Annotated in this window: 17 protein-coding genes and 1 tRNA gene; 11 read left to right on the top strand and 7 right to left on the bottom strand. The window is 34.0% G+C overall.

Annotated features, from left to right (window positions below; genetic code table 11):
• Nucleotides 1–3 precede the first annotated feature (3 nt).
• The 5 genes from accD to purF are packed head-to-tail and all read left to right on the top strand — an operon-like array spanning nt 4 to nt 4,835.
• On the top strand, nt 4–900 hold the full coding sequence (accD, locus tag A9G34_RS05845) for an acetyl-CoA carboxylase, carboxyltransferase subunit beta (protein ID WP_065569195.1): 897 nt from the start codon (nt 4–6) through the stop codon (nt 898–900).
• A gap of 6 nt (nt 901–906) precedes the next feature.
• Complete coding sequence (gene folC, locus A9G34_RS05840) at nt 907–2,181, top strand: bifunctional tetrahydrofolate synthase/dihydrofolate synthase (protein WP_034946012.1); 1,275 nt, start codon at nt 907–909, stop codon at nt 2,179–2,181.
• Nucleotides 2,182–2,193: 12 nt separating this feature from the next.
• Nucleotides 2,194–2,781, top strand: a complete 588-nt coding sequence (locus A9G34_RS05835) for an SPOR domain-containing protein (protein WP_065569194.1) — start codon at nt 2,194–2,196, stop codon at nt 2,779–2,781.
• A 33-nt stretch (nt 2,782–2,814) separates the two neighbouring features.
• Nucleotides 2,815–3,297, top strand: a complete 483-nt coding sequence (locus A9G34_RS05830) for a CvpA family protein (protein ID WP_034946259.1) — start codon at nt 2,815–2,817, stop codon at nt 3,295–3,297.
• A gap of 20 nt (nt 3,298–3,317) precedes the next feature.
• Nucleotides 3,318–4,835: an amidophosphoribosyltransferase gene (gene purF / locus A9G34_RS05825; RefSeq protein ID WP_065569193.1), complete on the top strand. Its 1,518-nt coding sequence runs from the start codon at nt 3,318–3,320 to the stop codon at nt 4,833–4,835.
• A gap of 151 nt (nt 4,836–4,986) precedes the next feature.
• Here the strand turns inward: purF and A9G34_RS05820 are convergent, their stop codons facing one another.
• The 5 genes from A9G34_RS05820 to A9G34_RS05800 are packed head-to-tail and all read right to left on the bottom strand — an operon-like array spanning nt 4,987 to nt 11,064.
• Nucleotides 4,987–6,855, bottom strand: a complete 1,869-nt coding sequence (locus tag A9G34_RS05820) for an NADH-quinone oxidoreductase subunit N (protein WP_081295284.1) — start codon at nt 6,853–6,855, stop codon at nt 4,987–4,989.
• A 6-nt stretch (nt 6,856–6,861) separates the two neighbouring features.
• On the bottom strand, nt 6,862–8,406 hold the full coding sequence (locus tag A9G34_RS05815; RefSeq protein WP_034946007.1) for a complex I subunit 4 family protein: 1,545 nt from the start codon (nt 8,404–8,406) through the stop codon (nt 6,862–6,864).
• An 18-nt stretch (nt 8,407–8,424) separates the two neighbouring features.
• Complete coding sequence (locus A9G34_RS05810; RefSeq protein WP_081295283.1) at nt 8,425–10,272, bottom strand: NADH-quinone oxidoreductase subunit 5 family protein; 1,848 nt, start codon at nt 10,270–10,272, stop codon at nt 8,425–8,427.
• Nucleotides 10,269–10,571, bottom strand: a complete 303-nt coding sequence (nuoK, locus tag A9G34_RS05805) for an NADH-quinone oxidoreductase subunit NuoK (RefSeq protein WP_034946000.1) — start codon at nt 10,569–10,571, stop codon at nt 10,269–10,271. The genes A9G34_RS05810 and nuoK overlap by 4 nt, the downstream gene beginning before the upstream one ends.
• A 1-nt stretch (nt 10,572) precedes the next feature.
• Complete coding sequence (locus A9G34_RS05800; RefSeq protein ID WP_034945997.1) at nt 10,573–11,064, bottom strand: NADH-quinone oxidoreductase subunit J family protein; 492 nt, start codon at nt 11,062–11,064, stop codon at nt 10,573–10,575.
• Between the two features lie 339 nt (nt 11,065–11,403).
• Between A9G34_RS05800 and ppc the strand changes: the two genes are divergently transcribed.
• A complete protein-coding gene (ppc, locus tag A9G34_RS05795) occupies nt 11,404–14,049 on the top strand; it encodes a phosphoenolpyruvate carboxylase (RefSeq protein WP_065569190.1) in 2,646 nt (881 codons plus the stop codon).
• 74 nt (nt 14,050–14,123) lie between these two features.
• Here the strand turns inward: ppc and A9G34_RS05790 are convergent, their stop codons facing one another.
• Nucleotides 14,124–15,170, bottom strand: a complete 1,047-nt coding sequence (locus tag A9G34_RS05790) for an SEL1-like repeat protein (protein WP_051825232.1) — start codon at nt 15,168–15,170, stop codon at nt 14,124–14,126.
• Nucleotides 15,171–15,717: 547 nt separating this feature from the next.
• On the opposite strand from A9G34_RS05790, the gene yajC reads away from it, so the two are divergent.
• From yajC to A9G34_RS10760, 5 genes are all read left to right on the top strand, one after another.
• Nucleotides 15,718–16,050: a preprotein translocase subunit YajC gene (gene yajC, locus A9G34_RS05785; protein ID WP_034945990.1), complete on the top strand. Its 333-nt coding sequence runs from the start codon at nt 15,718–15,720 to the stop codon at nt 16,048–16,050.
• A gap of 60 nt (nt 16,051–16,110) precedes the next feature.
• Nucleotides 16,111–17,967, top strand: coding sequence for a protein translocase subunit SecD (gene secD, locus A9G34_RS05780; protein ID WP_080715889.1), 1,857 nt, complete (start codon nt 16,111–16,113; stop codon nt 17,965–17,967).
• A 15-nt stretch (nt 17,968–17,982) separates the two neighbouring features.
• Nucleotides 17,983–18,978 (top strand): protein translocase subunit SecF, encoded by a 996-nt coding sequence (secF, locus tag A9G34_RS05775; RefSeq protein ID WP_065569201.1) that lies wholly within the window; start codon nt 17,983–17,985, stop codon nt 18,976–18,978.
• A gap of 125 nt (nt 18,979–19,103) precedes the next feature.
• Nucleotides 19,104–19,179: transfer RNA gene (locus A9G34_RS05770), tRNA-Ala, on the top strand.
• A 376-nt stretch (nt 19,180–19,555) separates the two neighbouring features.
• Nucleotides 19,556–19,720 (top strand): hypothetical protein, encoded by a 165-nt coding sequence (locus A9G34_RS10760; RefSeq protein ID WP_176701004.1) that lies wholly within the window; start codon nt 19,556–19,558, stop codon nt 19,718–19,720.
• A 653-nt stretch (nt 19,721–20,373) separates the two neighbouring features.
• On the opposite strand, the gene A9G34_RS10755 is transcribed toward A9G34_RS10760, so the two are convergent.
• On the bottom strand, nt 20,374–20,779 hold a 406-nt coding region (locus A9G34_RS10755; RefSeq protein WP_218055653.1), incomplete at its 5' end, for a DUF6708 domain-containing protein.

The following is a 20,779-nucleotide window of genomic DNA, read 5'->3' as shown; positions in this document are numbered from 1 at the left end:
ATAATGAGCTGGATTGAAAAAATTCTAAGTAAAAACAATATATCGTTAGACCATAAAAAAGCGAATATACCAGGTGGTGTTTGGACAAAATGTAGTAACTGTGAGCAAGTTATTTACCAAGCAGAATTAGATCGTAATTTAGAGGTTTGTCCTAAATGTGATCATCATATGCATATTCCTGCACGTGTGAGGTTGTATCGATTTTTAGATGAAGGCTCTGATGTTGAAATTGGTTCGGAACTAGCCCCTAAAGATATCTTAAAATTCAAAGATACAAAAAAATATAAAGATCGTTTAACTGCAGCGCAAAAAGCAACACATGAAAAAGAAGCCATGATTGTTATGAAAGGCACATTGTTGGGGATTCCAGTAGTTGCTGCATGCTTTGAATTTGCATTTATTGGTGGATCTATGTCTTCAGTTGTAGGTGCTTTGTTTGTACGCGCTGCTGAACAAGCGATAGCAGATAAATGCCCATTAATTTGTTTTTCAACAAGTGGTGGTGCTCGAATGCAAGAAGCTCTATACTCATTGATGCAAATGGCAAAAACAAGTGCGATCCTTGCAAAAATGCAGGATGAAGGCTTACCATATATTTCAGTTATGACTGATCCTACTATGGGTGGTGTGTCGGCAAGTTTAGCTATGCTTGGTGATATTAATATTGCTGAGCCTAAAGCGCTTATAGGTTTTGCAGGCCCTCGTGTTATTCAACAAACTGTTCGTGAAACATTACCTGAAGGTTTTCAGCGTAGTGAATTTTTACTTGAAAAAGGTGCTATTGATATGATTATTCATCGTAAAGATATGCGTCCTAAAATTGCTACTTTATTAGCAAAATTGATGAGGTATCCTGATCCGCTTAATGATATTACTATAAATGAGACAGAGACAGTTTAATTAGTCATGCAAGATAAAAAACCAGATGCCATGTCTAACTTAAAGACATGGCTTTGTTATTTAGAGCAACTGCATCCAATAACCATCGAACTTGGACTAGAGCGAGTTAAAACCGTGGCAGAAAGGTTGGATTTATTACAACCTGCCCCCTATGTTTTTACTGTAGCTGGGACGAATGGCAAAGGTACTACTTGCCGAACGCTAGAAATGATCTTGCTTGCAGCAAAATTTCGAGTAGGTGTTTATAGTTCACCACATTTATTAAGATTTACTGAACGTGTACGAATTGATAATCGAGAATCGACTGAGCGAGAAATGGTAAAAGCTTTTGCCGAAATCGAAAAAGCGCGTGGCGATATTTCATTGACTTATTTTGAATATACAACGCTTGCAGCACTTTATCAATTTAAGCAAGCTAAACTAGATGTAGTTATTCTAGAAGTAGGATTAGGTGGACGACTTGATGCCACAAATATCGTTGATGCTGATGTAGCAGTTATTACCACAATTGGTATTGACCATGTTGATTATCTTGGTAATACAAAAGAAAGTATTGGGCGTGAAAAAGCGGGTATTTTCAAAAGAAAAAGTATTGCCATTGTTGGTGAACCAGAAATGCCTTCATCGATTTTAGACGTAGCAAAATCTGTTCACTGCCCAATTTATGCTGTAAATCGGGACTGGTCTTATCAACAACAAACCAATGATACTTTATGGTCATTTGATTCTTCAAGAAAGTGCTATTGTAATTTACCTATACCGAATGTTCCTTTAGCTAATTCAGCAACTGCTATTGCAGCCTTAAGTTATTCAGCGCTTAAAATTACTGAAGCTGAAATATGTGTAGGGCTTTCACAATCAAAGTTAACTGGGCGTTTTCAAATATTACAAACTTCGCCTCTTGTCATTATTGATGTTGCTCATAATCCTCATGCTGCCACTTATTTAATAACACAACTAGAAGAATTAAAGAAAAAACAATCAAATGTTGCTAAAGTTCGTATTGTCATTGGGATGCTAAAGGATAAAGATATCAAATGCACTTTATCAATACTAAAAGGCGATATTTGGTATTGTGCTACCCTTTATGGTGAGCGTGGTTCTAATAGCAAAGTATTAAAACAATATCTACTAGACAAAGGCGAATCCAACATTTCAACATTTGATACCGTCTGCGATGCCTACCAAAAAGCGATGCAAGAGGCAAAAGAAGATGATATTATCATTGTATGTGGTTCATTTCATACAGTAGCTGATGTATTAGAGCAATATGAATATTAGGCGAAATTAATCATGATAGAAGATAAAAAAGATAATCCGAATAAGCAAAAAATTATTAGGAATCGGCTTGTTGGTTTAGCAGCTTTATTACTTATCCTAGCTGTTATTGCGCCATGGATCATCACCGATAAATCAAATTCGCAAACCTCAACTACGCCTATCTTACAACCTAATATAATAAATGAACAGTTTCAAGCAGCCGAAGCTGCGCCAGATGATAACACGGCCAATAACGGCGCTAATAACGTATCTAGCATACCTTATATACCAGATACTGACCAAAACCCAAGTTCTTTAGTTTCGCCTGAAATTAGTGGTGATGAAAAAGATGACCTAACCTTTACAACTGATCCAATAGAGCAAGATCCTAAGCCATATATCATTCAACTTACTGCATTAAGAAATAAACAGAAGATTGAAGAGCTTGTTGCTTTGTTAAGATTGAATAATTATAACGTTAGAGTGATACCTAAAAATCCGGAGCCTAACCAATTAATTAAATTACTAGTTGGTCCTTATGCAAAGAAAGAGCAAGCTGAACAAGTAATTGATAATTTAAATAATTTGACGAAATTAAAAGGGATCATAGTTGCTAATTAGAAATATTTTGACATGAAATTGTGAGTTATTATGATGAATTGGGTTGATTTTACAATTATCGGTGTAATAGTTTTTTCTGCATTAATCAGCATAGTACGTGGATTTGTAAGAGAAGCATTATCCCTGATTAGTTGGATTCTTGCATTTTTTATAGCAAGTCGATTTTACATTTATATTGTTGCCTATTTAACGTATTTTGATAGTGAACTAATGCGAATAGCTGTTGCTGTAGCTATTCTCTTTGTTTCAACATTACTCGTTTGTTCTGTTGTCTCTTACATTATTGGCGAGTTAGTGCAAAAAACAGGGTTATCTGGTACGGATCGGGTACTTGGTATTGGTTTTGGTGTTTTACGGGGGATTTTAGTTGTAGCCGCCATACTCTTTTTGGTTGATACTTTTACACCGTTATCACAATCGCCATTTTGGACTCAGTCTCAGCTTATTCCGCATTTTAGTTTTATTATTCGTTGGTTTTTTGATTTTATACAACAATCGTCTTCATTTTTATCGTAGTAATTTTGAGGTAATATTGTATGTGTGGTGTTGTTGGTATAGTAGGATATAGCACAGTTAATCAATCTATCTATGACGCATTGACCGTTTTGCAACACCGAGGTCAAGACGCCGCAGGTATAGTAACTATTGATGAACAAAATCGCTTTTGTTTACGTAAAGCTAATGGCTTAGTAAAAGACGTGTTTCAAGAACATCACATGCAGCGCTTGCAGGGGAATTTGGGTATAGGTCATATTCGTTACCCAACAGCTGGTAGCTCAAGCCCGTCTGAAGCACAACCTTTTTATGTAAACTCTCCCTACGGTATTGCACTTGCCCATAATGGTAATTTAACTAATACTGATAAGCTACGTAATAAACTCTTTGAATTAGCAAGACGGCATATTAATACCAACTCTGACTCAGAAGTACTACTTAATATTTTTGCCAGTGAATTAGATAAATTTCCAACCTACCCCTTAACAGCCGATAATATTTTTACAGCAGTGAGTCATTTACATAATACCATCAAAGGTGCGTATGCTTGTGTTGCTATGATTATAGGGCATGGACTTGTTGCTTTTCGTGATCCATATGGAATTCGCCCGTTAGTAATAGGGAAACGTGTGCTTGATAATCAAAAAGTTGAATATATGGTTGCTTCAGAAAGTGTCGCATTAGACATCCTTAATTTCGAACTATTAAGAGATGTTGAGCCAGGTGAAGCCATTTATATAACACAAGAAGGGAAACTTTATTCGCAACAGTGTTCAAATAATCCCCAATATTATCCATGCATATTTGAATATGTTTATTTCGCAAGACCTGATTCATTGATGAATGGGGTATCAGTTTATCAATCTCGTATTTTAATGGGGCAAAAGCTAGGTCAAAAAATAGTAAGAGAATGGTGCGATGTAGATATTGATGTTGTAATTCCTATCCCTGAGACATCATGTGATGCCGCATTAGAAATAGCTCGTATTTTGAAGAAACCATATCGTCAAGGTTTTGTTAAAAATCGATATGTTGGACGAACTTTTATTATGCCAGGTCAAGATGCACGTAAATTATCAGTGAGAAGAAAACTCAACGCTAATCGTATTGAATTTGAAGGTAAAAATGTTCTTTTAGTTGATGATTCAATTGTACGGGGTACAACATCTGAAAAAATTCTTGAAATGGTGCGTTCAGTTGGTGCAAAAAAAGTTTATTTGGCTTCTGCCGCTCCAGAAATTAGATACCCAAATGTTTATGGTATTGATATGCCAGTTGCAAGTGAACTTATTGCTTATAATCGAACAGTAGAAGAAATTGCTAAAGATATTGGCGCTGATAAATTAATTTTTCAAGACCTTTCAGATCTAATTGACTCAGTTACAGAACAAAACCCAAGTATCCATCATTTAGAATGTTCGGTTTTCGATGGAAACTATATTACTGAAGGTGTTGATGGCTATTATCTTTCACAGCTAGAAAAAAATCGAAATGATAGCAAAAAATCAACTCTTCAAAAAGAGTCAGAAAATCTCGAAATTTACAATGAAGGTCAATAATCATCATAATTGCAAATATAACAGAAACATTAAAGGAACAGATAGAACATCAAAGATTTATCTGCTCTTAATTCTTAAGAAAAGCCTTCTCATCCTTTTAACTTATAGCCAAATAATCGTGTAAAAATTTTGCTCACTATAAGCTATCATATTAACTTGTCAAATATTGAGCCATATTGACTAGACTAAATATCCATTTAGGATAAACGCCACAAATTACGATCAAAAGCGCCGAAAAAATAATGAATAGTTCACTTAATCTAATTTTTTCTCGTTTAATATTAATTATAAAATCTGATAATAGGTCATCTCGGTAAGTTGGTTTTATATAAAGATTGATAATTAACCGAGCATAAAAATACAGACCCAAAGCACTGCCAATTACAACCGCTGCTATTAACCACCACAATTCGGCTGTCACACCTAATAAAACTAGTAAAAAACGACCAATAAAGCCTATAGTTAATGGTGCTCCCGCTAATGATAGCAATCCAATTCCCATTGCTAAAGCAAGAATTGGTTTTCGCCAAAATAAGCCAGATAAATCTACCTCATTTTCATGATCTTGTAGCTCATTAGAATGTGATTCTAAACTGATTACTCCTAATATACAGATATTTGATAAAATATAACCAATTAAGTAAACACCAATTGTTTCTAATGCCAACACTTGATATTGCACTGCAATTAAAGCAATTAATAAATATCCGAAATGAGCAATAGATGAATACGCAAGTAACCTTTTTAAATTACTTTGCATAAATGCAAATAAGTTGCCCCACAAAATTGAACAAAAAGCCATAATTACTAAGATGATACGAATAGTTTCATTATTAACAATAGGAGCTAATAAAAAGAGTCTGGCAATTGCACAAAATATAGCAACTTTTCCTACGGTCGAAAGCAACAATGCAACAACGGTAGGTGCACCTTGATAAACATCTGGCAACCAAAGTTGAAAAGGAACCAGCGATAATTTAAAACCAATTCCTACCAGCATTAAACAAACACCCATTAATAATAAAGTGCTAAGATAAGTCATTGTTGATAGCTGATAGCTTAAACCACTAAAAGTCAGCTCACCTGTAGTTGCATAATAAAATGCTATTCCCATTAATAAAAATGCACTGGCAACAGCGGACAATATCATATATTTTACCGCAGCTTCAAGGGAATGAGTTTGAATATACTGATAACCAATTAACCCAACAAACGGAATTGAAAGTAATTCTATTCCAACAAAGAAAGCCATTAAATGGCTAGCATAAACTAATGTAACCCCACCTAATGTCATAAAAAGTAAAATCACATAAAATAAACCATGTGACTTTAGTTCTTGTTTAAACCAACGGTAAGCAAAAAAGGTTACAATAATTGAAATAATTAAAATTAAACTGGTATATAGCAAGCCAAAACCATCACAAGTAAAAAGAGCATTGATATTCCGCTCATTGTCTAATTCAGTTTTTTGAGAAGTTGCAAATTGAACATTCTTATTATTCACATTAACGCTTTTTTTATCAGCCAGTTTTGTTTGAGTATCGTTGAAAGGTGAGGCGGGAGCTTTTTTTTGTTCCATTGTTTGTGAGTTACTGGATTCAGCGCTGTTATCGTCAACGGATTTATCTTCATCGACTTTTGATTGTTTTATTTGAAGTTCATCTATATCGGCATTCGGCTCCACCTTAATATTGCTTCCAACATTATTACTTTTATTTTCAGTTGAAGCTGGTTCTGTTGATGCTGCGTTAACGGGTATAGTTTCTTCTTGGGATGAATTCAAATCAACTTCAGTTGTTGATTTCGTAGGTATTTGCATATTATCACTGCTAATATCCGTTATAACCTGATTATTGATTGAAATTTTATACCCCATTATAGATGAGCAAAGCAAAGCCAGACTTAAACCACATACAGTCAAAATAGTGCACCATTTTGTTCCAATTTTGAAAACAAATAATGAAAATAACATAACAATAATGGTAATGCTCAATACAAATATAGGTGACAGATCCATCATATCTTATTATTCTCCCATGCGTTCTACTGTTATATATTGCTGTGTTTGTTTTACAGCAGAATAAGACATGTCTAAAATTATTTTAGGATACATACCGATAAAAATAAGCACAGTTAACAAGCTCGTTAGCAATAAAAAGTCTTTCTTACTAATTGATTTTTTTATAGTAATATCACTATTGGTAACGCCATAAAATAGGGGTTGCATACGAACAATAAATGAAATTGATAACATTAATAAACCAATTATTAATAAAACAGTAAAATAAGAAAATGAAACGAAACTACCAAGTAACATCATGTAATTTCCTATAAAATTCGCAGTTCCTGGAACACCCAAAACCGCTAGTATAAAAAATAAAGTAAATGAAGAAAGATATCGTACTTTTTCTTTCAGCCTTGTAAATTGGTTAATGTTACGAGTTGAATAACATTCAACTAATAACCCACTAATAATAAACAATCCTACAATAGCTAAATTAATGGCAATCATTTGGATAACAATTCCTTGATAAGCAATCACTGAGCCACTATAAATAATTGCTGTAACTAATCCCATTAATGCAATATGCACATATGCAATTAATTTTTTAATATCGGTTTGGCTAAACGCAAGTAATGCAGAATAGAAAACAGTACATAAAGCCAAGAATAATATTAAAGGCATAATCGAGACAGAAGCGTTTGGAAATAGAGGAATGGCAATACGTAAAAGCCCAAACGTTGCGGTACTAAGTAACAAGCCACTTATCATCATAGATCCAGTTGTTGATGACTCAATATGGGCTTCAATAAACCAATTATGAAAAGGAACAAAAGGTACGCGCACAATAAAAGCGGCTAAAAAACCTAGCATTAATAAAAATTCAGTACTGCTTGATATAGGTGTTTGGGTTAATATCTGATAATCAAACGTCCAATGGCTAGTTAAATTCCAATTTATCAATGCTAATGACACAATGGATATTAACATTAATAAACTACTAATTTGAGTATAGATTAGAAATTTACTTGCACCGTTAAAACGTAATTGAGAGCTAGAATCACGCCGACCCCATAAGGAAATTAAAAAATAGATTGGAATAGCTACCGCTTCCCAATAAAAGAATAATAAAAATAAATCGGTAACTATAAATAACATGATAATAGCCGATGTCATGAATAGTATACTAAGATAAAATAAGCCAGGGTTATTCAACTTTTCTTTACTTGAATAGATAATAGTTAATAACACAATAAATAGCGTAGAGGTAATTAAAACTATTGATAAACCATCGAGCAATAAGTGAAAACGAATCCCCAATAAAGGTATCCACTCAACATTGATTTCTGATATGCAGTTATTCCCTTTACCTAAAATGGTTATAGCATCTGACCATATATGTATGGTTATCCCCATAGTGATAAGTATTGTTATCAATGCAACAATTATAGGTAATTTATTGCAGTATATTTGCACATGGGCTGAGGTTACCATCCGCGGTATAAATACATGGCATAGCCAACCAATTAATCCGCCTATAACCGGTAAAAAAACAAGCCATAACAACATGAAAGATTACACCTTAATTTAAATAAAAATGAGTAACATTAATATAATAATGCTACCTATAACCATTGACACCATATACCATCGAATATGCCCATTTTCTAAGCTGACAATATATGAATTTATTTTTTTAATACCTAACATAAACCAATTATCCCATACAGCTAATGGATCTTTTTTGAGTAAGTTAGCTAAATAGATATAAGGTCTTACAAAAATAATGTTAATTAAATAATCAAAATGCCAATCAACACTACATAATCGTACAAAGAATTTGACCATTGGGGTATTTAAAATATCTTGCACTTCGCTATTTGGATGAGCGTATAGAGTATAAGCAATAAGAAAACTTAATAACGTTACCGCAGCTAAAAGTAACTGAAATGGCAATTTACCTTTAGTATCTAATTCTGCTATTGGAATAATTCCCTTAATTGGTAGAGGGAAATAGATAAATATCGCTGTAGTAAATATCAATAATATTAAAATTGGGCAGTAACTGATCCATTTGGTTTTAGAAAAATGATGTATTTTTTGTTTATGATAAAATACGATAAAAATTAAACGCAAAATATTTAAACTAGAAAGTAAAATTCCCAGCAACCCAATGGAGCCTGATATTAAATTATTTTTAGCCATTAATCCCCAAATAATATCGCCTTTAATATAGAATGAAGCTGAAATCCAGGGCATAGCACTGAGTGATAACATCACAATTAAGAACACGGCATATAACAAAGGGTACTTTTTAACTAAACCACCTAATTTACTAATATTACGTTCACCTTGGCATTTTTTGATTAAAATTGCTGATGCCAAAATTAATAATGTACTTGTTACTGTGTAATTGATTAAGCAAGTAAGTGACAAATTCCAACTTTGAGTTGAAAAAGCATAGAATAAATAACTAATTTGAGCTAAGTTTATAAAAGTGATAATGCGCTTAATATCATATTGAACTAAAGCAATTGTACTGGCGAATAAAACGGTTAATGATGACATTAAAGCCATAAGATTAAGCACATCAGTTGACATCATAAATAAATTATTAAGCCTAAGTACCAAATATACACCCGCTAAAATCACGGTTGAAGATTGCATTAATGCAACAGCTGGCATTGGTGCTAATGTGGTTTCAGTAAACCAAGTTTGCATAGGGAATAGCGCTGATTTACTCATGGCACCCAAAAATAGTGTTAAAGTAATCCAAAAAACGATATCTGAATCAATAGCTAAATTATCATGAGCTTGAGTTAAAATGTGTCGAATATCCAACGTTTCAACTGTTTGGTAAAGCAAAAAAATACCAATAATTAAAAAAACATCAGTTAAATGCATAATAACAAAGGCTTTAATTGCTGCATAGCTATTACGCAATTGTTTATAATAAATGCCTATGAGTAAGTAAGTACTTAAACTAATGCCTTCCCATCCAATTAGCATAACAAATAAGTTATCTACCAAAACAACGGTTAACGTACTGGCGACTAGTAAATTGCTATAAGCATAAAACGTATAAATATCTTTTTTACATGTTAGGTAGCAGGCGGCAAAGAAATAAATAAATAACCCCCAAAAGGCAATTAATACTAAAAAAGTCAAAGACAAACCATCTAGCATTAGCGCAATCGGAACGACAAAATCGCCAACAGAAAACCATTCCCATAATCTTCTGGTATAAACAAGCGTCATATCTGGGACGGTATTAGTACTAAAATCAATGCAAGAAAAAATAGTAATTAGTGTAATCATTAACATGGTACTAATGCCAATTATTATCACATTAATCGGTCTTATATGTCTCCCTATACAAACTAACACTAAAAACGAAAGTAGAGGGACAATAATAGTTAAATAAAGTAAATTCATCCTTTCATTTCACTCAATGAATCAATATTAAAAAGTTTACGGCGATAGATTAATTTCATAAGAAGCGCAAGCCCTACGCAGGCTTCAGCTAATACAGCGATAACAGCTAAAAAAGCAAGTACTTGCCCATCAGGTTGTTGCCAATAACAACTAGCTGCTATTAAGGCGAAAATAGCGCCATTATTCATCACCATTAGGCTAAGTAGTAAAAAATAAAGGTTACGGCGAATTATAATACCGAATAAACCGATAACAAATAAGATAGAACCAAAAGTTAAACAATACATAAGAGGAATCATATTATTTCTCCGATAAGAATCGATGCATAAAATGATACGCAATTACAGCAGCGCCCAATAATAGAAAAACGGCTAACTCAACCATCAAAATGTAAGCATATATTGACATTTCATGAGTTAACTCTTGGGGTTCTTTAAACTGTGTATAGTCAGTACTTACTACTCCGTAAATTAACATAACCAAAAGAATAAAGGCTAACACTAATGGCACTAACCATATTTTAGGGCTTATACCATTCCTACTCGTTTCAACATTATCTATACGAATTTGAAGGATATTTGCAACCAAAATAAATAACGTTACTGTTCCACCAATAAATAAAAGCGTATATAAAACAACAGACAAATAAGTACCAAGCAAAATAAAAATCAATGCCGTGGCAAAAAATGAAATAGTAAGATACAAAATAGCTTTATCTACACGTAAGCTACAAATCACTTTAATACTAGCAAAGACAGCAATAATCGACGCAATATAAAAAACAGCGATCATCAAATAATCCAATATGCATTCACAATAACGCTAGTATATACTGAAATTAAGGCAAGATACAGGTGAGTTATTCATGAAAAAACAGATATTTAAAATATTGAATATAAAAATCCGATATTAACGAGGTGTTATTAGTTATACGTTTAAGTATTTTTAATATAATAAAAATAATAAAAAAAATAAAAAACATAAAATTTTATTATTTAAGTTCAATGCTACATTGTTATAAAGTATGTAACTTAAGCAAAATAACTAAATTTATACCTACTTCTTTAAATGGCGAATTTTACCATACAACTTAAAGTTGCTTAGGCATAATATCAACAAAACGAGAATATCATGAATAGCAAATACTCCTCAATGCGAAGCAATGTCAATATGTTAGGTACTTTACTGGGCAATGCAATTAAACGAGCAACAGGAGATGAAACATTTAATTTAGTAGAAAAAATCAGACAGTTATCAAAATCGGCACAAAAAGGGAATAAGCAATCTCATACTGAATTACTTAAATTGATTGAAAATCTTAATGATAAGGATTTATTACATGTTGCTCGTGCATTCAATCATTTTTTAAATATGGTAAATACAGCAGCAGAATATTATGGTATTTCTCCACATGGTGAGGCAGCCAGTAGCCCCAAAAAAATGGCTGACTTATTTCGAACATTAAAAAACCTTAATTTTTCAAATCAGACAATTACACAAGCAATTAAAGAATTATCCATTGAATTAGTGATAACAGCACATCCGACAGAAATTAATCGACGAACTATGATTAATACATACACAGCAATCAATAACTGTTTATCACAACTTGATCATAATGATCTCGCTGATTATGAGATTGAACGCATAAAACGACGTTTAAAACAGCTTGTTTGCCAAGCGTGGTATACAGATGAAATACGAAAAAAACGCCCAACGCCACTTGATGAAGCCAAATGGGGCTTTTCTGTAATCGAAGATAGCTTATGGGAAGGCGTACCTCTATTTCTTCGTGAATTTAATGATCAAATTGTTGATGCATTTAATGAACAATTATCTGTAGATCATGTGCCAATAAAATTTACTTCTTGGATGGGGGGGGATCGAGATGGTAACCCAAATGTAACTGCTGAAGTGACTGAAAAAGTAATGTTACAAGCCAGATTGAAAGCGATTGAATTGTTCTTAGCTGATATCCAAATATTAGTTCGTGAATTATCAATGACGGAATGTAATCAATCGGTTATCGATCTGCTTGATGAAGATAATAAAAAGACATCAGAACCTTATCGTGCAATAATGAAACAGTTACGTTCTCGTCTTATTAAAACACACAGTTATATTATATCAACACTCAATAATGAACAGGTGTTACCGCCTTCTGATATTTTGATTAAAAATGAACAGCTCTGGCACCCACTTTATACATGCTATGAATCATTAATAGAGAAAGGTATGTCGACAATAGCGCACGGTCCATTATTAGACACACTGCGGCGTATAAAAAGCTTTGGTTTACAACTAGTACGATTAGATATTCGCCAAGATAGTTCTGTGCATACCGATGCGCTTGATGCACTAACAAAAGAACTTAATTTAGGGAGCTACACGCAATGGACAGAAAATGAAAAACAAGCATTTTTATTAACGGAATTGAAATCTAAGCGCCCCCTATTGCCATATAACTGGCAACCTAATGAAATGGTCAATGAAGTACTCGATACATGTCGAGTTATAAAAAAAGCAGGTGAAGAAGCCATTGCATCTTATGTGATTTCAATGGCTAAAGCCCCTTCTGATATTTTAGCGGTTTATTTGCTACTAAAAATAGTTGATTGCCATAAAAATATTCCTATAGTGCCATTATTTGAAACATTAGAAGATTTAAATAATGCAAAATCGGTCATGGAAAAATTATTAGATATCCCTTGGTATCGTGAAAAAATTCAGGGTAAGCAAATGATAATGATCGGTTATTCTGATTCGGCTAAAGATGCTGGAACACTTGCTGCATCTTGGGCACAATACCATTCCCAAGAGGAATTAGTTGGCTTATTTGAAAAATATAAGATTAATCTCGTGCTATTTCATGGTCGAGGCGGATCGATTGGCCGTGGCGGGGCTCCTGCTCATGCCGCGTTACTATCACAGCCGCCAGGATCATTAAAAGGAGGGCTTAGAGTCACTGAACAAGGCGAGATGATCCGGTTTAAACTTGGTCTACCTGAGGTCGCTCTTAGCAGCTTAATGCTATATGCTTCAGCTATTTTACAAGCTAACTTACTACCACCACCTGAACCTAAACAAACGTGGCGAAGTATTATGGACGAAATGTCTGATTTTTCATGTCGATGCTACCGCCATTTTGTTAGAGAACGTAAGGAGTTTGTCGATTATTTTAGAGCCGTAACACCAGAAGCAGAATTGGGTAGATTACCACTAGGTTCAAGGCCACAAAAACGTAGAACGGGTGGAGGAATAGAAAGTTTACGTGCAATTCCATGGATTTTTGCATGGACACAAAACCGTTTAATGCTTCCATCATGGCTTGGTGCCGGTAGTGCACTAAAATTAATGATTGAAAAAGGCAAAAAAGAGCTGCTTAAAGAAATGTATCACAACTGGCCATTTTTTAACGCACGCCTAGGTATGTTAGAAATGGTTTATGCAAAAGCTGAACCTAATATTCATGAATACTATGAACAAAGGTTAGTCGATCCTGCTATGTGGTCTCTAGGGGAAGAATTACGGAATTTATTAGCACAAGACATCAATACCGTATTAATGATTACCGATGATATTAGTTTAATGGCTGATTTGCCTTGGATTGCCGAATCCGTTGCTTTACGTAATACCTATATTGAACCGCTTAATTTATTACAAGCTGAATTGCTAAGCCGCTCTCGTCGATGTAGCAATGAGGAAAATACCACTGTTGAACAAGGATTAATGATCACAATCTCTGGTATTGCTGCAGGTATGCGTAATTCAGGATAACTTAATTTAGCAAAAATCGATTCAGACCGAAGTCAAAAAAATAAAAAGGGCAAAAAGCCCTTTTTTGTTAGCAATTATTTAGTTAACAAATTATTTAAATAAGCCTTAGCATTTTGGTCACCTTGTTCACTCGCTTTGGTAAACCAATAAATAGCACGGACTTTACTTTGAGCAACCCCATCGCCAGCTAAATATTTTACGCCCAAATTATATTGAGCATCTACACTGCCTTGTTCTGCTGCTTTATTGTACCATTCTATTGCTTTTTGAATATTTTTAGGCACGCCACTACCAACATCATACATAACACCAATATTAAATTGGGCATCAACATTACCTGCTTCTGCTGCCCGAGTAAACCAGTAAGCGGCTTGGGAGTTATCAGCTTTAGTACCGGCACCTGTTGCATAAATAACACCCAAATTATACATTGCCAATACATAACCTTGCTCTGCTGATTGCGTATAAAAATAGTTAGCCGCAACGTAATTTTGAGTTAAACCGTCGCCATTTTCTGACATCAAACCTAAATAATATTGAGCTTCTGGGTTATTATCTTTCGCTGCTTTACTAAACCAATCAGCAGCAGCGATACTATCTTTTTTAACGCCATCACCAAAAAAATACATGATACCTAAATTAAGATAGGCATCAAAAATTCCCTCATCGCCAGCTTGCTTAAAATAGTCAATAGCACTTAAAGTATTTTTGACTACACCTTCTCCATTTTTATACATTAACGCTACATTATATTTAGCTAAAGCATAACCTTGATCGGCGGCTAATTTAAAATATCTAAAGGCGGTAAACAAATCACGGTTAGTCCCTAAACCGTTTTGATACATATAAGCTAAATTATTTTGTGCTTTCGCCAAACCTTTTTCTGCTGATTTTTTATACCAAAATATAGCTTTGGCGTCATTCTCCTTAACGCCTAACCCTTGTTTATAAATATTAGCAAGTGAATATTGTGCTTCAGCATCCCCTTTTTCAGCCGAAATGCGTAATAAACTTGGATCAGTAATTTTTAGCTGGGTATCAAATTGTATTTTAGTTTCATTAGCTATTACACCGAATGAAAAGTGTAAGATTAATGCTAATAAGATGTTTAATTTTCTCATAATTTTTTAGTCAAATAAGGTTGATATTAATTATACATAAATGATTTGAGATGAAACAATTATTGTTTAATGCCAAAACTGATTAGTTTATATTTGATCAGTATTCGGATAAAAACTGATCGTAGGTAAAGTGATTTAGAAATGAAGTCAACAAATAAAAGGCAAAACCTTAACTTTATAATATATAAAATTTATCCTATTTCAATAGAAATTGGCACATATTATATATACTTTAGCACAAAATAATTGAAACACTTAAAAAGTGCTAACTCATTAATTGGTAAATTTAGTATATAAATTATACTTATTATAATGAAGTAATAAAATATCAAAAAGGTAATTGATATAAAGCAAGTAACGTAATGAACTATAGAATTATTTATTATAATTAGTAATATTCATATTTGAAAAGCGAATAAACTTGGATATTTCAAGAGGCATAAATACCGAATGCAAGAAACATTTTGACAAGAAATAGTTAATAATTGATATATTTATTGTGTTATAATTTCGGCCTTTAAAATAATCTTGAATTTAGAGGACCAATATGGACTTTTTTATCAATCAAGCGTATGCCGCAGATGGGCAAGCAGCTGAAAGCAATCCTTATTTTTTACCTATTATGCTAGTCGTTTTTGGGTTATTTTTCTACTTTATGATTATGCGCCCTCAACAAAAACGCGCTAAAGCACATCGTGATTTGATGGCTTCTATTTCAAAAGGTGATGAAGTGTTAACAAATGGTGGACTTATTGGGCGTGTATCAAAAGTTAACGAAAATGGTTATATCGCACTAGAATTAAATGATTCGACTGAAGTTATAATCAAACGTGACTTTATCACATCAGTATTACCAAAAGGGACAATGAAATCGCTATAAGATGAAATTATCGATTATAGTTCATTGTATTGATAACTTAATTCCACAAGAGAATATGTCGTGTTAAACCGCTACCCTTTGTGGAAGTACATTATGTTGGTCGTCGTGATTTGCGCCGGCCTTCTTTATGCACTTCCAAATATTTATGGTGAAGATCCCGCTATACAGATCTCAGGCTCGACTAATGCCGAAGTTAACATAGCCACGCGAGATACAATCCAAAAACTTCTCACAGATAATCATATCGAACCAAAATCTGTCGTCTTTGAAAATAAATCAATTTTAATCCGTGTTGGCGATAACGATACACAACTTAAAGCCAAAGAACTTATTTCAGACAAGCTAGGTAATGAATATACGGTTGCTTTAAACCTAGCCCCAGCAACACCTAAATGGCTTTCAAGGCTAGGTGCAGCACCGATGAAATTAGGACTAGATTTGCGCGGTGGGGTTCACTTCTTAATGGAAGTCGATATGACAGCTGCATTAAATAAACTTATCGAGCAGTCTATTGAAAACATAAAAATTGAGTTTGAAAAGAGCAAATTAAAATACAACGCACTGAGCAAAGATAACAACCAACAAATTGTTATGCAATTTGACAATACAGAAGATCGTAACAAAGCAATTACCAAAATTAATGGATTACAAGATTTTAAAGTTGTTTCTCAAAGCGAAGACCGCATTGTATTGACAGTTAGTGAGCCGCGTTTACTACAATCTAAAAATGCTGCTGTACAGCAAAATACCACAATACTACGTAACCGAGTAAACCAACTTGGTGTAGCAGAACCAATCGTTCAGCGCCAAGGATCGGATCGAATCGTCGTTGAACTACCTGGCATTCAAGATACAGCACTGGCTAAACGTATTTTAGGTGCGACAGCAACACTTGAATTTAGGCAAGTAAATGATGAAGCATCAGCCAATTTAGCTGCTATCATCAATGGGGATATGCGCATTCCTTACGGTTCTGAATTACAGTATATGGAAAATGGTAGACCAGTACTACTTTACAAACGCATTGTATTGACAGGGGATCATATTACTGACTCATCTTATAGAGTTAATGAATATGGCCAATCAGAAGTATCGATTACTCTTGATAGCTTGGGTGGTAAAACCATGCTTGATTTTACCCAAAAAAATCTTCATAAACCAATGGCAACACTATTTGTTGAATATAAAGATACCGGTAAACGTGATGAAAATGGTAAACCAATTCTTGAAAAACAAGAACGCGTTATCAACGTCGCCACAATTCAAGGTATTTTTAGTAATCGATTCCAAGTGACAGGTATTAGCAACATTGATGAAGCAAAAAACTTATCCTTACTATTACGTGCAGGGGCATTAATAGCACCAATTCAAATTATTGAAGAACGTACTGTTGGACCATCAATGGGGCAAGAAAACATAACTCAAGGTTTAGAATCTTGCGTATGGGGGTTACTGATCTCAGTTATCTTCATGTTGGTCATGTATCGCCTATTTGGTTTATTTGCTAGCCTAGCTTTAGTTGCTAACTTAATTTTAATTGTTGGTGCAATGTCATTACTGCCTGGGGCAACATTAAGTATGCCAGGTATTGCTGGAATTGTATTAACTGTTGGTATGGCAGTTGATGCTAACGTACTGATTAATGAACGAATAAAAGAAGAACTCAGCAATGGGCGTAGTGTTCAGCATGCAATTAATGAAGGGTATGCTGGGGCTTGGAGTAGTATTTTCGATGCCAATATCACAACCTTAATCACAGCGGTTATTCTTTATGCTGTTGGTACTGGATCAATAAAAGGTTTTGCTATTACATTAGGCATAGGTATCTTAACATCAATGTTTACATCGATTGTAGGTACTCGAGCGCTAGCCAACCTTATTTATGGCGGTCGTCGTGTTAATAAGTTATCAATTTAGAGGTTTATTGTGATTATTTATAAAAACGAAAATCATGATGTAAGAGAATTGAATCATGGCCGCAGAGTCCTCGACTTTTTGAAATTTGGCTTTATTGCTTTTTTTATTTCAATGCTATTAGTTATTGTTTCCTTTATGGTTATTTTTGATAAAGGATTCAATTTAGGACAAGACTTTACAGGGGGAACAACAGTTGAATTAACCGTAACCAAAGCGGTAAATCTTGATGATCTTCGCAACAGCTTACGTAAAGCTGGTTATCATGAACCTGTTGTACAATATTATGGTAGCAGTAAAGACATTATCATTCGATTAGCAACAACTAATGAAGAAAAAAGCAATGTATCATCAGAAATCGATAATGCATTAGGCACCAAAATATCGAATTTAGTACATAAACAACTTGATGAAAATGCACAAATTAAACGTATCGAGTTTATTGGTCCAACTGTAGGTGCCGAACTTGCTCAAGATGGTATTTTGGCGATCTGTGCTGCATTAATTTGTATTTTGATCTACATTGCATTTCGTTTTGAATGGCGATTTGGTACGGGAGCGGTTGTAGCATTAGCACATGATGTTGTGATAACAGCAGGTTACCTAGCACTGTTTGAACGTGAATTAGACTTAACCATTATTGCTGCAATGTTATCGATAATTGGTTATTCACTTAATGATACTATTGTCGTTTTCGACCGAATTCGTGAGAATTTTAGAAAAATTCGACGAGCAGAACCTTATGATGTTATTAATATCTCATTAACACAAACATTGCATCGTACCTTGATGACATCAGGTACAACTCTTGCCGTCGTGATTATTTTGTATATCTTTGGTGGATCAATGTTAAAAGGCTTTTCTGAAACATTAGGTGTAGGGATTGTGCTTGGTACAATTTCCTCTATATATGTGGCAGCGTATATGTCACTTAAATTAGGTGTCAAACGCGAACACTTTATGCCTCCTAAAATTGAAGCAGAAGGTGCAGATCAAGCTCCAATGATTCGTTAGTTATCTAAACTCTGTCGTTGTCGGCAGAGTTTTATTTGATTGTTCTTTAGACATCTAATTTCAAATAGATTGACACTTATCATCTTGTTGCATATTATTAACCACTGTTTTATTCCTTTCTACTTGGGGCCATAGCTCAGCTGGGAGAGCGCAACGCTGGCAGCGTTGAGGTCAGGGGTTCGATCCCCCTTGGCTCCACCAAATCAATATCCTGTAAGATTCTTTAAAGCCTATTAAAAAATAGCCTTTAGTTAGATTAAAGTTAAACTTAGTGAAGGGGCAACTGAAAACCCCTTAAAAAAAGTAAAACACAACAGAGCTACATTTACGCTTCTATGTTGATGAAAAACCGTTTTCAGATTAAAAGACTTTGTCAGCGTATTAATGAAATTATGTTTTATGCGGTGAATATAGGCTTGATTGATGCCAACCTTGTAACCAAAATAAAAAACGCTTTCAAAAAACGATAAAAGGGCAAATAACAACCATAAACGAACAAAAACTTTCCTAATTCATGCAAGCTCTTGCTATGGCTAGAATCGAAATTACCAACACGTTGCTTAATGTTACCTAATAAATGGTATTAGCTCTGCTAAATGGGCAAAGATTTGATGCGAATATTATTGAAGTAGCGCTTGCCTATGCCGATACTATAGAGCGAGGAGAACTTATAACCGAGCTACCTACCGAGAACAACGCAGAATCATGCTTAATTGGTGGGGATACTTTATTAAGCGAGTAAGCTAAGGACATGCCTCATTGTCTGATAATCATCATTTAAAACTAATAAATCATTAACTGTAGCGCGCTACATATTTGGGTTACGTTTTCAAGCATCGATAAAAATTGTAAATCGAAACTAAGTTACGCACTTCAATTCTTTACCTAAAGTCTGAGAAGATTTTATCTCCGTGTATACAGAGAACACTTCATATTCAGATTTATCTACTTCGATTCTTGCGGTTTATCCCTGTGTATACAGGGAACACTCTAAATATAGCTATCTGTTTTATTTACAGTTATAGCGTTCGATAAATTCTACCAGATTTTTCAAATTTTTAAAGAAATTTAACTTGTTGATTTTTAATAAATAATAATTAGAATGGATTTAATTTATAGCATTCTACCAAAATCCCCATCTTTTCTATAAAAATCATTGAGATATGTAAATTAAATGGATTCTAATTAAAAACAAGTATTGCTTTTTACTTTAATCATAGCGTGAGCTTTGTCATAACTATTTTGAATTTAAGTTTTAAACTTTTGGGATTAGCGGTTTATTTCCTTTACTATAAACTTTGTTTAGAAAAGCAAATAAGCTTTTATGATTCAAAACTTTTTTATTAAACGTGTTTATGGAATTTTGATGGCATAATTATTCCTTAATCATCTGGGTTATTCCGTTATATGGTGTCGTTGTTTGATTTCGGCGAGCTCTTCTTGCGATGTGGCATTAAACGCTTCGACCATCCATTCGGGCCAACCTTCACCTTCAATCCTATGGGCTTTAAATTCCGCTTCTTGATCTGACTTATATTCACCGTCATCGATATTGGCAGATTTATAATGCACCATAAAACTATTGATCCACCCCCAAACAAATGTACTTCCTGCACCGGCTCGCATAGGATCTAACATAATATGATCTATCACTTGGTGCGTGCCCGGTTGGCACACCATTAACACGGTTGAACTTAAGGCATTACGTGACATATTATGAATAATAACACCGTGCAAATCGTCCCAATCATACTCTTTTATTCGGCGTTTTTTCGGTTGTAAAAATACCGCAGGGTGATGT

It is taken from the genome of Gilliamella sp. Choc4-2, assembly GCF_001690355.1.
GTDB lineage: Bacteria > Pseudomonadota > Gammaproteobacteria > Enterobacterales > Orbaceae > Gilliamella > Gilliamella apicola_A.
Note: the sequence above shows the minus strand (reverse complement) of the source record. Positions and strands in the feature narration are given on the sequence as shown.

Excerpts from the sequence above, each read along its gene's own strand:
- A9G34_RS10760 (WP_176701004.1), top strand. The coding sequence starts at position 19,556 with ATGGTATTAGCTCTGCTAAATGGGCAAAGATTTGATGCGAATATTATT.
- A9G34_RS05820 (WP_081295284.1), bottom strand. The coding sequence starts at position 6,855 with ATGATGGATCTGTCACCTATATTTGTATTGAGCATTACCATTATTGTT.
- nuoK (WP_034946000.1), bottom strand. The coding sequence starts at position 10,571 with ATGATTCCTCTTATGTATTGTTTAACTTTTGGTTCTATCTTATTTGTT.
- A9G34_RS05790 (WP_051825232.1), bottom strand. The coding sequence starts at position 15,170 with ATGAGAAAATTAAACATCTTATTAGCATTAATCTTACACTTTTCATTC.
- A9G34_RS05810 (WP_081295283.1), bottom strand. The coding sequence starts at position 10,272 with ATGAATTTACTTTATTTAACTATTATTGTCCCTCTACTTTCGTTTTTA.
- A9G34_RS05830 (WP_034946259.1), top strand. The coding sequence starts at position 2,815 with ATGAATTGGGTTGATTTTACAATTATCGGTGTAATAGTTTTTTCTGCA.
- folC (WP_034946012.1), top strand. The coding sequence starts at position 907 with ATGCAAGATAAAAAACCAGATGCCATGTCTAACTTAAAGACATGGCTT.
- A9G34_RS05800 (WP_034945997.1), bottom strand. The coding sequence starts at position 11,064 with ATGATCGCTGTTTTTTATATTGCGTCGATTATTGCTGTCTTTGCTAGT.
- purF (WP_065569193.1), top strand. The coding sequence starts at position 3,318 with ATGTGTGGTGTTGTTGGTATAGTAGGATATAGCACAGTTAATCAATCT.
- ppc (WP_065569190.1), top strand. The coding sequence starts at position 11,404 with ATGAATAGCAAATACTCCTCAATGCGAAGCAATGTCAATATGTTAGGT.
- A9G34_RS05835 (WP_065569194.1), top strand. The coding sequence starts at position 2,194 with ATGATAGAAGATAAAAAAGATAATCCGAATAAGCAAAAAATTATTAGG.
- yajC (WP_034945990.1), top strand. The coding sequence starts at position 15,718 with ATGGACTTTTTTATCAATCAAGCGTATGCCGCAGATGGGCAAGCAGCT.
- A9G34_RS05815 (WP_034946007.1), bottom strand. The coding sequence starts at position 8,406 with ATGTTGTTATGGCTTGTTTTTTTACCGGTTATAGGCGGATTAATTGGT.
- accD (WP_065569195.1), top strand. The coding sequence starts at position 4 with ATGAGCTGGATTGAAAAAATTCTAAGTAAAAACAATATATCGTTAGAC.